General features: G+C 34.2%; 11 protein-coding genes. 2 read left to right on the forward strand and 9 right to left on the reverse strand.

Translation table 11 applies throughout. The annotated features are described in order from the left end of the window. Positions 1-3: 3 nt before the first annotated feature. The 8 genes from ABWU75_RS05700 to ychF form a co-directional block, all read right to left on the reverse strand. Positions 4-1380, reverse strand: coding sequence for an ankyrin repeat domain-containing protein (locus ABWU75_RS05700; RefSeq protein WP_353286794.1), 1377 nt, complete (start codon positions 1378-1380; stop codon positions 4-6). Between the two features lie 171 nt (positions 1381-1551). Then, on the reverse strand, positions 1552-2241 hold the full coding sequence (locus ABWU75_RS05705; protein WP_353286795.1) for a hypothetical protein: 690 nt from the start codon (positions 2239-2241) through the stop codon (positions 1552-1554). 455 nt (positions 2242-2696) lie between these two features. Further along, positions 2697-5210 (reverse strand): ankyrin repeat domain-containing protein, encoded by a 2514-nt coding sequence (locus tag ABWU75_RS05710; RefSeq protein WP_353286796.1) that lies wholly within the window; start codon positions 5208-5210, stop codon positions 2697-2699. 444 nt (positions 5211-5654) lie between these two features. After that, positions 5655-6263 (reverse strand): guanylate kinase, encoded by a 609-nt coding sequence (gene gmk / locus ABWU75_RS05715; RefSeq protein WP_353287075.1) that lies wholly within the window; start codon positions 6261-6263, stop codon positions 5655-5657. After that, a complete protein-coding gene (locus ABWU75_RS05720; protein ID WP_264732545.1) occupies positions 6247-8052 on the reverse strand; it encodes a pentapeptide repeat-containing protein in 1806 nt (601 codons plus the stop codon). The genes gmk and ABWU75_RS05720 overlap by 17 nt, the downstream gene beginning before the upstream one ends. Beyond that, positions 8045-9238: an ankyrin repeat domain-containing protein gene (locus tag ABWU75_RS05725; RefSeq protein WP_353286797.1), complete on the reverse strand. Its 1194-nt coding sequence runs from the start codon at positions 9236-9238 to the stop codon at positions 8045-8047. Before ABWU75_RS05725 ends, ABWU75_RS05720 begins: the two co-directional genes overlap by 8 nt. Positions 9239-9726: 488 nt before the next feature. Further along, positions 9727-9921, reverse strand: coding sequence for a hypothetical protein (locus tag ABWU75_RS05915; protein ID WP_410529701.1), 195 nt, complete (start codon positions 9919-9921; stop codon positions 9727-9729). Further along, positions 9914-11008 carry a redox-regulated ATPase YchF gene (gene ychF, locus ABWU75_RS05730; RefSeq protein WP_353286798.1) on the reverse strand — a complete coding sequence of 365 codons (1095 nt, stop codon included), beginning with the start codon at positions 11006-11008 and terminating at the stop codon, positions 9914-9916. The genes ABWU75_RS05915 and ychF overlap by 8 nt, the downstream gene beginning before the upstream one ends. A 118-nt stretch (positions 11009-11126) precedes the next feature. Between ychF and ABWU75_RS05735 the strand changes: the two genes are divergently transcribed. Continuing rightward, positions 11127-12164: a hypothetical protein gene (locus ABWU75_RS05735; RefSeq protein ID WP_353286799.1), complete on the forward strand. Its 1038-nt coding sequence runs from the start codon at positions 11127-11129 to the stop codon at positions 12162-12164. Between the two features lie 82 nt (positions 12165-12246). Next, positions 12247-13419, forward strand: a complete 1173-nt coding sequence (locus tag ABWU75_RS05740; protein ID WP_353286800.1) for a CCA tRNA nucleotidyltransferase — start codon at positions 12247-12249, stop codon at positions 13417-13419. Here the strand turns inward: ABWU75_RS05740 and ABWU75_RS05745 are convergent. Next, on the reverse strand, positions 13403-14917 hold the full coding sequence (locus ABWU75_RS05745; protein WP_353286801.1) for a hypothetical protein: 1515 nt from the start codon (positions 14915-14917) through the stop codon (positions 13403-13405). The two genes, ABWU75_RS05740 and ABWU75_RS05745, sit on opposite strands and share 17 nt — an antisense overlap. Positions 14918-15084: the final 167 nt, after the last annotated feature.

The raw sequence follows: 15084 nt of genomic DNA on the forward strand, positions 1-15084 counted from the left end.
TAACTAGGAAACCTTCAACACATTTGTGCGTTGCTCTTTAATAGATGTATCTTTTACTTCACTTTTTGGATTTCTTGCACGCTTTGTCTGTCGGTCATTGTCAGTAGAGTTCTTTGTTTTATTAGTTAGTTTTTCAAAACATTTCTTAACACCACTAAACCCTAAAGTGAGAGCAAGACATGTAGCTATAGCAATAGCTGCGAGGAATAAAGCGGCAAGGGCCCCAATGTAACCCTGAGAGACACCATATGCTACAGCTGAAATGAAAATAACCGTTGTTATGGATATTAATGTTTGACGGGTTCTCTTTGCTGGATCTATGTACTTTCCAGCAGCAGATACTGCTTTTCCTGTAGTAGATGCTGTTTTTTCTATAAAAGAACCTGCTTTTTCAATGCCAGACTGACATTTTTTTGAAGCAGTTTTACAGTGGTATTTTTCCTCGAGTTTCTCCTTTAGCTCTCTAACCTTTTTTTGTGCTTCTTGTGTAATTCTTGGATATTCTTTTAAATTAAGTAAAGTTAGATAATACTTTTTAGTATCAAATGTTTGACCTTCCAACTCTAGAGAACAGGGATCAGCGCCCATTTCTAGCAGCATTGCACAAAACTTTGTTGTATTGCTACAACTAACTGTTGAATCAAAAATTGTTCCTTGCTTTAGATATTCAATTTTTTCTTTCCTTGCTTTTGTTTTTAGCACCGCTTGTAGAGGCGTGTCTTCTTTCTGGTTGGTAGCATCTACAGCTTCTCTCAATTTATCTTGAGATATCACTTCTTTTTCTACTAAATTCAAAATTAACTCCAAATATGCAACTTTTTGCTCTCCTTTAAGTAAAGCAATATGATGTAAAGCATTGTTGCCATTTGTGTCTTTCAGGCTAATATCCGCCCCTTTCTGTAGTAACTCCTCAAAAAGTTTTTTATCATTATTTTCAATTGCTGAATGTAATGGATTACTATCTGGAGTATTTATGGTATACCCTATAATTTCTTTAATTTTTGTTTCTGTATTGGTTTTTATTTCTGGTTCTAATTCAGACTTCTTTACTGACTCTGCCAATTTTTCTAAGAAGTTAAGATAATATATTTTTTGTTTTTCGCTTAACTCCTGTAATTCTTCTTTAGACAACTGCAAATCATCAATATTTGCTCCTAATTTGAGCAATTGTATAGCAGATACTATTGTATTGTCGTAGTGTGGTATAAGTTTTTTAAAAGGTGTTAAAGTTTTTCTAGGTGTAGTCTCAAAACTATGTTTTTCTTTTGTTACTTTACTAAGTAACAATGCTTGCAGTGGTGTTTGACCGTTGCCATTTTTATCGTTTACAGCTTTTTCAAGTTGTGCTTTAAGTTGCTCTTTTCCTTCCTTCTTACTCACATCTAGTACTGTATTTAAAAAATCAAACTTTTGTTTTTTCTCTAATTGTGTAACTATTAGGTGTAAAATATTATTTTCCTTTTTATCTTTTACACTGCTAATATCCGTGCAACCTTTCAGATATTCTCTAAATTTCCCTTGATCTCCATTTTTGATTACTTTGAATATTGGCTATTCCTCATCAGTATATTGAACATTGCTGTTCGTTATCCCGTTGGTTTTCTCCACTTCTTGGTTTTCATTTGCTGTGTGGAAAATTGGTATACCCGAAATGTGGTCTTTCTCGTCAGCATGATCATCTTCAGCTTCGCTACTGTTGCCGCTTTCAATTCCACTGTCTTCACTTTTACCCGTTATCCCGTTCTCTACTTCTTGATCTTCACTTATTGTGTTAGCACTACTGATTGAATGCTTCTTACTAGCGTCATGATTATCTTCAGCTTCGCCACTGTTGCCGCTTTTGGTTTCACTCTCCCTACTCCCTCTACGACCAATTTCATTTTGATCAACGTTATCAGGATGATCTTTTTTGCTGCTCTTGTTAATAGCTTCTGAAATTACTTGTTCTATTTCCTCTTTTTTTGTTGGGTCTAGTTTTTTTGACTGTTTGATTTCTTTTTTCAATGCTGGAAGGAAGTGTTGAGTATAATACTTATAATATTTTTCTTGTTCTTCAGGTGATTCTCCTAATTTGGTTAATACTTCGGTTAATATCTTAGGACTAGCCCCTTCCTTGAACAATCCCTTGCATTTGTTGAGAGTCTTGTCTTTCCCAACTTCTGGGTGTAGGTGTTTGTGCTTTCCTTTTGTTACTTTTTTCGTTATAATGCTCAATAATTCATTGTTGTGTACTAATACCAAACTTCGTTATTGGGAAGACAAATAGAATATACGATAAATTCACTTAAACCTCCAGTTATAGGCGGAAAGCACTCTTTTTCATTTGTCTCATTATTATTGAGAATTGGTATAACTCACTAGATGTAGAATTTTCTTTTGTCATACCAAAGCCTCACTAAAAACTAACTATTTGTGTATCTTTGTAGTTGTAAGTGTCAACAATTTGAGATTGAGAACTAACAACTAAAAAGCTAGATTTAAATTTTAAAATGTTGTATATGTAATTGAAATACAGGCAGAAGAGCGTTTCTGCTAGTATCATAGTTAAACCTCACTTCAACGATTATCTACTATTTTAAATGTTTAGTTTTAAGAAAGGATAAATATTGGTATATAGCTAAAGTGAACAGGTGCAAAATGTGCTATACCGCGGCGCTAACGAGTAGCGGAATGACGGCATATCAAATTGTAGCTAGCTATAGAACGTTCCCTACTAGCTTATTCATGAATTGACGTAGTATTGATACATCGCTCATTTTAGTAGCTGGGTTTTCTGTATATTCTGATTGACTTGATGATTTTTGTACCTCTTGCTCTTCTAAATCGTTGGACTTATTTTCTATATCCTTAACAGAGTTATTGCATTGTGTATCATTTTTTGGTGCGTTATCTTGAAGTGTAAGTTGCTTTTCTTCAGTAAACTTTCCTTTAATTTTTCCAAATCCTTCATAAATATTTTCTAAATTCAAGTAAATAAGATAACAAACTCCAATAACTGCTATAATAGATGAGGCAGTTGCAATTGTAATACTTCCTTGAGAAGCGCTGAATATTACCGCACAGGCTAAAGCAGTAAATACAAGCGTTGTCACTACTTTACAAACAACATTATTGACATACTTCACAATATCGCGTGCTTTTAACTTCTTGCCAAAATTGCACTTCAGTTCAGTTCTCATATCATCTGGAATAAGCGCTCTACCCATTGATTTCTCTATTCCTTTTATAATTTTATAATACTCTTTGCTCCATAATCTTTCGGGTAGTATTAACTGCTTTGGGTCAACACCATTTTGCACTAATTTTACACAAAACTTGATCGTGTTATCACGGCTCTTAGGATTGACCAAATTATGTTTATCTTTTGTCGTCTTAGTAATTAGCGCTACTTGTAGTGGTGTGCGTTCTTTTTCGTTAGTGGCGTTTGCAGCTTTACTAAATTTCTCTTTTTCCACCGAATTTAAAATCAACTCTAAACATGTAACTTTTTGTTCTCCTTTGAATGAAGCAATATAGTGCAGAGCATTTTTTTCATCTTTATCTTGCACAGTAATATCTGCACCATTTTGTAAAAATAACTCTAAGGCTTTATATCTATTTGTTTTTTCAAATTTTCTATCTGTACATGATCGATCCTCATTCTTTTCTTTTATATGCTGAAGCAGCTGATGAAGAGGTGTTTGTTCTTCCTTGTTAGTAGTATTTACAGCATTACTAAATCTATCTTTATCTGAAATCAACTTCAAACATGCAACTTTTTGTTCTCCTTTGAATGAAGCAATATAGTGCAGAGCATTTTTTTCATCTTTATCTTGCACAGTAATATCTGCACCGTTTTGTAGTAATAGCTCTAGGGTTTTATATCTCTTAGTTTTCTCAAATTTCTTAAGTGATCGGTTCTCACTCTTCTCTTGTATGCGCTGGAGTACCTGGTGGAGCGGTGTTTGCCCTTCTTTTTTATCATTTACAGCTTTTATAAATTGTTCTTTTTGGCTTGCTTCTAGCAATATATGGAGAAGTTTAAGTTTTTGTTTTGTTTCAGGTTTAACAATCAAGTGTAAAGCATTATTATCATCTGTGTCTTTAAGGCTAATATCTGCCCCTTTTTGCAATAGTTCTTTAAAAAGTTCTTTATCATTATTTTTAATTGCTAAATGTAATTGATAATTATCATTACTATCTGGAGTATTTATGGTACGTGGTATAATTTCTTTAATTTTTGCTTCTGTATTGATTTTTATTTCTGGCTTTAATTTAGAGTTCTTTCCTTGCTCTGCTAATTTTTCTAAGAAATTACGATAGTATGTCTTTTGCTCTTCTTTTAAGTCTTGTAATTTTTTTGTAGATAATCCTAAATTATCAGAGCTGGCTCCATGCTCTAACAATTTTGTAAGAAACTTAAGTGTGTTATCGTTATCTTGGATTGTATGAGACTCATGTTTTTCTTTTGTTATCTTGTTAATTAGTGCCACCTGAAGAGCGTCCTGATTTTCACTATTAATGAGTTGTGCTAAATCTTCCTTGGTGACCGTTTTTATTAGGATATCCAGAAACTTGCATTTCTGTTTCTTTTCGAGCGATGCAATAAGGTGTAAAATATTATTTCCTTTTTCATCTTTTATGCTGCTAATATCCGTACAATCTTTTAGATATTTTCTAAATTTCCTGTTATTTCCATTTTTGATCGCTTTTAGTAATTGAACATTATTATTCGTTATTCCGTTGCTTATTTCTACTTCATGATCATCTTCAACATCGCTACCGTAGCGACTCTCTGTTTCACTGTCCCTACGATCATTTTGGTTGTGGGTAAAACAATATTTGCTATTATAAGTAATTTCTGAAATTGCTTGCTTTACTCGCTCTTTTGTTTCATTTGGTGTTTTTTTCGATCGTTCTATTACTTCATCTAGCACTGGAAGGAAGCATTGGACATAATACCTATAATATTTTTCTTGTTCTCTAAGTGATTCTTCTAATTTAGTTAATACTTCAGAGCTAGCACCTTCCTCAAATAACCTTTTGCACTTCTTGAGGGTTCCATCTTGACCTCTTGGTTTTTCACGCTTGTGTTTTTCTTTTTTTACCTTTCTCTCTATAGTGCCATACAATTGCTCGTCTTTTCTATCCTGCTCTCGCTTTTTATTTTTATCTATGCATTCGTCTAATTTATCTGCATTAGTAGCTAGTGCGCTTAGATCTATACCCATACTAAAACCCCAGTATTAAAAGCTATTTAAGTTGTCAGCACTAAACTAACAACCAAGAAGTTTGACTTTTAAATTGAGCTAAACGTTGTATATGTGATCAAAATATAGGTGGAAAGGCAGAAAACTAGTTTCTATTAGAAAATCTGTTATCATAGTCAAATCCTCACTTGAACAGTTGTCTACTATTTTAACCATTTAATCTTAAAAAATAATAAATATAGCTAAAGTGAGTAACTGCAAAACGTGCTACTGGCTAAAATATAGCTAAACTGACTTACGACAATTTGAAAAACCGTCATTCCGCTACTCGTTAGCGCCGCGGCGGTATGACGGTCCGCTACGTGTTAGCGGAATCTATGCTGAGATACCGCGAATGAATCGCGGTATGACGGTTCGCGGCGGTATAGCTATAGGATAAGAAACTATAGCTGCAGATCGATGCTTCTATAAATCTTCCAGACTTGGTTTTTCTTTTAGTTTTTTAAGTCTTTCTTTATTTAGTATGGAGCTTATCTCTTCTACACTTTTATCAATATCATCATTGATTATTACATAATCATATTTATCACGTTTGCTTATCTCTTTTTGAGCTTCGGCTAATCTGCGCTCTATTTCATCCGCACTGTTGCTATTACGCTTTTGCAGGCGTAACCTCAGCTCTTCTATTGAAGGGGGAAGTATAAAAACACTTACAACTTTTTTTCTCATGAGCTTGAATAAGTGAAATGCCCCTTGCCAGTCTATGCTTAGTAAAACGCTTATTCCACTGCTTAAGTTTTGCTCTATAAAATCTCTTGGTATACCATAAAAATTCTCAAAAACTTTGGCGTATTCAAGCATCTGACCAGCTTCGCATAACTCGTGAAATTTTTCTTCGGTAACGAAAAAATAGTCTTTTCCATTTATTTCGCCAGAGCGAGGCTTGCGCGTAGTCGTAGAAACAGACCTAACTAAATTAGTTGATTGCTCAAGTAATTTTTCTGATATAGTAGTTTTTCCAGCTCCAGAAGGAGAGGATAGAACCAATAATATGCCCTCACTTTTTATGGTCATTTTTCTTTGCATTTTTTAATATGGCGCTTTTTGGATCAGAGTTTAAAAAGCTAGAACCTTCTAAATTAGAATTTGATAAGTTGGTGCCAATGAGAGAAGAGTTATCAAAGACAGTATAGCGCAAATCGGTTTTTTCAAGATTTGCCTTATTCAAATTAACGTTTACAAACTTTGCTCTACTCAATGTTGAATTAGAAAAATCAGCATTTTCTAAATTCATATTCTTAAATTCAAAGTAAGAATAATTTACATTAAATTTTTCACCCTGTGATATTTTCTCTTGCAAATCTCCAATTGAAGTTATAGCATTTTCTAACCCTGCAAGTTTTTTCTGCCCTTGATTGTCAATCAAAATTGAATTATCAAACTTGCAATCTGTTAAATGAGCATCAGCAACTGAACTTTTATATATGCTTGAAGAGTGAAAAGACATATCACTAATTGTTGAATTGCTCAAATTGCTAAGAAAAAAGCTAGTTTTCCTAAAGGCATTAGCGTGAAGCAAAGAAGATCTGAAATCGCTTTCAATAAAATTTGAATTAGTTACTTTTAAATTGGACCAGCTCGAATTATCAGCTAATAAATTAAAGAATGTTGAATTTTCTATTTCACTGGAATCAATATTATGGTGAAAAAGTGTACTGTTATAAACTTGAGAGTCTTGGATTTTTATCTTATACATTGAAGTTGTAGAAAGGTCTGAATCTTCTATCTTCGCAGAGGTGAATAGTGAATGGTCAAAAAATGAGCCATTCATGTCAGAATTCGCAACTTTAGTATTATGAAACTTTCCGTGACGAATGTCAGCATTAGAGACATTAACTTGATGCAGTTCACTAAAACTAAAATCAATATTGGATAAATCAGCATCCTGAAGACTTGCTCCAGAAACATATACATGTTTTATCTTGGAACCATTTAGTATAGATTGAACAAAACTTGAATTATCGTCATTCACATAGGAAATTTGTGTGTTGCTTAAATTAGCTTCGTCGAAGTTACTGTTAATTATGATAGAAGAATTAAGGCAGGCATCGGAAAGATTGCTACCTGTAAAGTCTGATTCTTTTAACTCTGCACCATATATGTTAGCATTTTTTAATGAAGAAAATTGTATCTTTAATTTATATGCATCCACTCCAAAGAAACTTGCATTATCAAGGTTATTTTTCTGCATAACAGTATCGTTTATTTCACTATCATTAAAATTTACGTAGCTAACATTCGAGTTTGATAAGTTGGAAAGATTCATTTGCACATTCGAGAAATTAGTATGCAAACCAATTACGTTGTGCATACTTACTTTTTTGAGATCGGAACTGATAAAATCAGCATAACTAACATGAGACTGATCAAATACGATATCTGTTAAGTTTGCAGAAACAAATTTTGTAAAACTCAAATTTGTACCTTTTATTTTAATGCCACGTAAATTAGCATTGGAGAAATTAGCACCACGTAAATCAACATCAATGAAAGACACGTCGGATAAATCGGTGTTAGAAAAATCAGCACCAATCAGACTTACTCCATCAAAAACAGATCCACTTAGGTACAATTGGCTAAAATTAGCTCCATTTAAGTTAGAGCCAAAACCTTTCTTAAAATCTTCTGGCACGCCCTCTTTGTGGCACTGCACCAAAAATTCAGCAAAGTCTTTTTTACTGTAAGATACGTATTTTGCATCATGTAGAGCGTTTAAAAAATCACTAATCTGATTTTTTTCATCATTTGTTTCGTTTCCATAACATAAATGACCAACTAAAATTAATATCAAAAATCTAATCATCTTGCTTATCGCACTGCGACTCATTGTTTTCTTTCGTTTTCACAGCCCAATCGTAAATTGCTGAGCTTTCTTTATTGTCTATTTTTCTATCCTCCAAAAGGTGTGGCATCATTTCGGCAATCGCATTTATTATATTGATCTGCTTTTTTTCGATTGCTATATCAATTGGGGATTGAAAATTATTATTAACTACTCTAAGATCAGCGCCTTGTAATAAGAGAAAGCGCACTATGTCTACCTCACCTTGTTTAACTGAATAAATGAGAGGAGTATCACCCAATTTATTTCTAAACCTTAGTATCTCTTGAGTTGTTAATCCAATTTTTTCTAACTTGCTTATTATTCCCCTTAAGCAAGTTAAGTTGTTCTTCTTAATACAGTAAAAAAATTGCTTACTGTAATCATCAATAAATACAGTTGTAGGAAGATGCTCATTAAGGCTATCATATTGTCGTTTATATATTGACTTGCTTTGTATATCTTTATGACCCCATTCTTTTATTGGTTCTCTGTTTAGCTTTGTCCATTTTTGTAAATTTTTCTTTTCACTTTGCTCTTCTTCATCTTTTTTAGTTATAGGTTTTACTCTATTGCGGTCCTTAGAATTATTGTTTGTTTCTTTCACTTTTTTTTCTTCAAACTGATTCTCTACTTTTTCTTTTTTTCCCTCTAATAATTGACTCGCATCACTTTTTGAAAGTTCATTATCTTTTATATCAATCTTCTGATCAGCTTGTAGATTTTTTTGCGGGTCAGTTGTATTCTCATTTAAATCAGCACTTAAAGGCAAAGGCTCTGGTTTCAAATCTTTATTCACTTCTTTATTGGCCACATTTGGTAAATTTCGAGCAAATTCGCCTGTACTTTCTTCTAGCTGGCCATTTGGCAAATCTTTATCAATCCTTTCACCTTCACTTATAGTTTTTTCAACCACAGAAGCTTTATTCTCGTTGTGTTGCAGCTTCTCTTTATCGGTTACTCTTTTGCTCTCAGCCTCTTGTGTTTGTTTAGCATCGACGTTGCTTTTCAACTCATCTTTTTGATTTGTGCTATCTTGCTTCCTTACACCTACATTTTCGTTTTTATGAACTGATTCAATTTTCTTTTCTTCAAATTGCTCTACAGCAAATAGACTCAGTGATCCAAATACAACAACTAATAATACAAAGTATAAAATACTCTTCATAAATATTCCAAGCATAAGCTTAATTAAGATGATACTATAATCAAATGATTAATCTACAGTAAAAAATGCCTTAGGATTTAATTTATAAAAAAACAATAGATTTTTTGTATCTGTTCAGGGGCATCGCAAATATTGAAGCAAAGTGGTCAGTGCTTACTGTACGAACATTGTGATTTGAGAGCAATCTCCGCTAGGGAGGATGTCATCCCAGTGCCCTGACTACTTGGATCCAGGAATTTTGATTAGAGATTAAGTTGGTGAGTATAAAAGTAGCTAACCTTATGTTAAAACACAATATTTTTGGTGAGGGGTTGTATTAAAAGCTGGATTCCAGTGTCGAGCACTGCCGTCATAAAGGAACCAGTGTCAGCTACTTGCATGACACCCTGACAACCGTCATCCCGCTACTTGTTAGCGGGATCTATGCTAAGAGATACCGCGAATGAATCGCGGTATGACGTAGGACTGCTGTCATTCCAGTCTGGAATCTAGTCTTTACTGGGGAGAAGAAACTCTCCTTCTACAGTGTATCCGTTTAGGGGAGGTATCTGTTCAGATGCATGGCTAATGTACAAATATTGAAACAAAAATTCCAGTGCTCCCTTTCTTGTCATCCCAGTGCCCAGACACTGGGATCCAGAAAACTTAACTTTAAATAAGTGGCTGCATAATAAACTACACATTAAACCTAAAGTGCATTATATCACCATCTTGCACGATGTAATCTCTGCCTTCAAAGCGAATTTTTCCTGCGTCTTTGCAAGCTGATTCACTTCCATACTTTATGTAGTCTGCAAAGCTTATAGTTTCTGCTTTTATGAAGCCTTTCTCAAAATCAGTGTGGATTACACCTGCTGCCTTATCAGCTGTTGATCCTATTTTTACTGGCCATGCCCGTGCTTCTTTGGGGCCCACAGTAAAGAAAGTTATCATACTCAGCACTTCATACATAATACGCGCTACTCCATCAAGGCCTGATTCTTGTAAGCCAAATTCTGATAAAAAACTCTGTTTTTCCTCTTCACTATCAAGATTTGCAATATCTGCTTCAAGTTTTGCTGAAATGCAATAAAATTTGCTTTTATTTTCCTCTGCCATTCTCTCTACCTTTTGAGATAATTCATTGCCAGTTATAACATTTGTATCTTCAACATTGCAAACGTACATAACGGGCTTTGTTGTCAGCAATTGAAGTGACTTCATTTCGGCTTCGTCCATGTTTTCCAAACTTCTTGCAGGGTTACCGAGTTTTAAAGTAGCTAATACCTCTTGCATTAATTCAAGTTGTCTCTTTAGCTCTTTATCACCTTGTTTTGCTTTCTTTTCCAATTGAGGAAGCCTTTTTTCTATGCTGTCAATATCAGCTAGGATTAATTCCATTTCCACCACTTCAGCATCTGATATTGGATCTATTTTACTGTGTACATGGCTGATATCGTCATCCGTAAAGCACCTGAGCAGATGCACGATGGCATCAACTTCTCTGATATGGCTTAAAAATTTATTGCCGAGTCCTTCACCTTTGCTTGCGCCCTTTACAAGACCTGCAATATCCACAACTTCTAATTGATTATAAATTATCTTCTCTGAACCGGCAATTGCTGCGATTTGTTTCAAACGCTGATCTTTTATCGAAATCTTGCCTATATTTGGCTCGATTGTGCAAAAAGGATAATTTGCAGCTTCGGCTGCACTTGACTCTGTAAGTGCATTAAATAAAGTTGATTTTCCTATGTTTGGTAACCCAACTATACCACAGTTAAAGCTCATATTTGCTATTTAAAGCCATAATTATTGCACAATTTAAGAATTTCTGCTATACTTAATTAGTTACTTATTGACAGTTTTGTTGGTATAGTAATATATAGCTTAAATTAAGGTAAAAATTATGCTTCAATCTAGGGAACAGAAGCTACTAAGTGATTTTCATGATGTTGAGGTTGGAATAAAAAGGCCCAAGATCTCAGGGCAAATGAATGTACCTAGGAAACGGAAACTATCAAGTGATTTTCACGGTGTTGAAAGTCCGAAAAGGCTCAAGAGCTCCGGGCAAGAAATAGCTTCTTTAAATAGTAATCCTCACCCTGACAATTTTTATGTAGGGCAAGCAATTGGTAATGGAAGCTGCTTTTTTGATTCATTTAGACAAAGTTTAGAGCAGCAGAAAGAGATAAAGGTTACTGTTGAACAGCTACGGGTGGACTGCAAGGAATTTGCACAAAACAATCCGCCAGAATGGTTTGTACATTCTACTGCTAACAGTTACGATAATGATGGCCAGCGCCGTAATGAGACTGCAAGTGATTATACAGCAAATATCATGGACAACAATAGATGGGGTGATCCTGAAGTTGAAGGCAGAATACTTTGTGGAAAGTATGGTGTGAAATTGCATGTTGTAGAGAGTAACCCATTGCGTGTTGCTGACAATCAACAAGACCCGTTCTTGCATCAATTAATAGACAATTCAGGTTCAAAAAATGCAGGTGAATACAATAAAGTTAATTACGACGACAGTAGTGTTTTGCATGTAATAAACAAAGGCTATGCTCATTTCGAACCATTGCTTGATATAAACAAAAGTTTAGCAAAACAACTGCAAGAGGAAACCAAACTTAAACAAGAGCAAGAACAAAAAGATTTCCTATTAGCAAAAAAACTTCAGGTAGATGAGATCTTGGAATATTGTAACGTTTCAAAGGATATCTCTGAGAGAGCAGAGGTTGAAAAGAGATTTGATGAGTTATTGGCAGAAAATGCTAATGGAAAAATTTGTGATGTTGTAGAGCAGTGCGTTAGTGATATAAAGCAGCGCATAGAGCGCTCTGAAGAGCAAAACCCTTCAAGTTTACTAAGTTCAAGATGTGGTACGGAATCGATGGCAGAACAACCATTTCATCAGCAGCAACCAATACTTGTAAAGTAAATCTTCATAGCCCTGTATATTTTTATATAGGGCTTTTGCAAGCATTTCATATAATATGAACTTGCAGTACATACTAACCTAAATGCAAGTTGACCATGAAACTAGTTTAATCATCGATGCCATAGAGAAATTTGGTGGTGAGGCTAGGCTTGTCGGCGGGTGTGTGAGAGACTCAATTTTGCAGCGTGATGTCCATGATATTGATCTCGCTACCAATTTGCTTCCTGATCAGGTGATGAAAGCGCTAAAACTCCGTAATATAAAAACTATTCCAACTGGCTTAAAACATGGGACTATAACTGCGGTTCTAAATCAAAGATCTTTTGAGATCACAACACTAAGGCATGATGTGAAATGTGATGGCAGGCATGCGAAAGTAGAATTTACTAATAATTGGCAAGCTGATGCTTCAAGGCGTGACTTTACATTTAACGCTCTATATGCAGATAAGCATGGCCATATATATGATTACTTTGGTGGTATCGAGGATTTAAAGGCGCGAAGGTTAAACTTTATAGGCAACGCTGAAGATAGAATTAAAGAAGACTATCTACGTATTTTAAGAGCATTTCGTTTTCATGCAAAAATATGTGTCGGAGATTTGAGTGATGAAATACTAAGCGTATGCAAAAAGCATTCGCATATGATCCAAAACCTCTCTGGAGAGAGAATAAGAGATGAAATACTTAAATTGCTGGAGTGCAATGATCCTTTTCCAACACTTAAGAGCATGCAAGAATCTGATGTTTTGCAAAAGATTATCCCAAAAGAAGTAAAATGCGAAATTCTGTCTTCGTCACTTCTTTTCGGCACTGATGCACTAGTAAAATTAGCGTTACTCCTTAGGACCACCAAAAATGACAGGCTAAGTCTTGGAGAATATGTAAGCAAATTTTTACGTCTTTCAAACAAGCAAAAGAAAAAGCTGCTATTTTTACTATCCAACGATATCAAAACAGAACTTTCAGAAAAAGAGCAAAAAAAATACATATCTTTATTTGGTAGAGAATTATATTGTGATTTAGTAAAAATTTGTGGTGTTGAGTCTGGAGAAAATGTTGATAAATACATTTCGTTTGCTAATACATTCAATATTCCAAAATTTCCTTTATCTGGCGATGATTTAATAAGTATAGGTCACCAGCCAGGAAAAAGTTTAGGTAGGAGCTTGGAATTGCTAAAACAACATTGGGAAGACAGCTCCTACACTTTAACAAAAGAGGAGCTGGTGCTTTATGCTAAGAGCCTACTCTAACTGCTTTCCGACTGTTCAATGAATGTATGCTTGCAATATTAGTGTGACTCATCGAGGAATTAGGTGTGTATTCTTTTTTAGCTTTTTCTGTTAATTGGTATTCGTTTACTCCTCCTTGAGTTTGATTACACATTTTCTGATCTGGAGATAAAAATTTATCTCTTATGCTTGATGTCAGCTGTAACTCTTGAATCTTATCTGAAAAAAATCTCATTCTAGCTTCTACTAGCTCTTTCACAACAATTTCTTTAAGTAATTTTCCTGAGTCGTTATTATTATTATTTTTGCTATTAAAGCTGTGCAAGATAGAATCTCTAGTTGCAACTGCATCTTTTTCGTTAAAATTTAATTTTTTCATGCATTGCTTAACAGAAGTTAACAACTTGGCTTTTAACGTGTCATCTCGTAGTTCTTTACCTATATTTTTTTCAATGCAATGTTTGTTGACAACTTCTTTAACCTTGGCTTCTATGATCTCCCTTGCGGATTGTTTTAAATTACTTTCTAATAATTTAAGTAATTCTTTACTTTCAAATTTTCCACTATTTTTATTTGATAGAGATTTTATGGTTTCATCAAGCACGTTATGGCAAAAGTGCTTTTCTTTAAATTCAGGAAAACCTTTTTTTAACTCCTCGTTTTTCCTAGATAAAAAGTTATTGAGATTCTTATCCCCAAAAAGCTTATTGGGCAAGTTTCGTAATTTTGAAAGAGTTGATTCAGTAGTTGATTTTGCAGTAGATGCTGCGCTTACCAAACTCACTGTATCTGACGCTTTAGTTTTTGTTTGTCCTTGTGATTTTTGAGTTTCTTCATCAATATCTTCTAACCTTTTATCAACATCCTTTAACTTTTCTTCCAACTTTTGTTGTTCTTGATTATTTAACAGTTGTTGTTGCATTATTTTTAATTGTTCTTCCATGTTTTCTTTTTCTCCCTGTAGTTTCTTAATATCAGCTTTCAATTGATCTTCTACTTGCTGCTGCTCCTTTTGTAACTGCTTAATCAACTTCTCTTGTTCTGCAAGCTTTTCTTGTAACGCTTCATCTGATTCTTTCTTTAATTCTGCCTTTAGTCTTTCTATTTCTTCAGCTTTATTTCCTTCTAAGATCTGCTTTTCTTCTTCAGTAGCGTTTAGCTGACTGATTAAAATTTTTAATTTATCTTCTAAGTCAACTTTTTTTCCCTGTAGTTGTTGCTCTTGATTATTTAGTGGTAGTTGCTGCGCTAACAATTCCATCACGCTCAAAGAAGTTTTATTTAAGGTATCACCTATTCCAGCTAACTCCCATTCTTTACTTCCTTCTAAGATCTGCACTTGTTCTTGCAACCTAGCAACCTCATTTTCTGAGCTCTTTTTCTCTACTTCAGCAGTTCTTAATTGACTTCCCAAGCTCTCTAATTTGCGTTCTAACTCACGCTGACTTTCCTCATGCATTTTGCGTTCACCAAGCAAATACAGTAGACCAACTGTATTTTTTTTCCTTTCGTTTAACATTAATTTCATAATTAACCGTATTGTTAGTATTTAGCATAAAATTACCTTATTTTTTAACTTCGATTTACAGAAAATTTTAACAGTAGTAAAGTTATATATATTAGTATAAATGTTAAATAAATACTAACGCAGGTATCAAATTATGGTAAAGTCTTTGCCCGCCTAAT

Source organism: Wolbachia endosymbiont (group A) of Anthophora plumipes, from assembly GCF_964028115.1.
Taxonomy (GTDB): Bacteria; Pseudomonadota; Alphaproteobacteria; order Rickettsiales; family Anaplasmataceae; genus Wolbachia.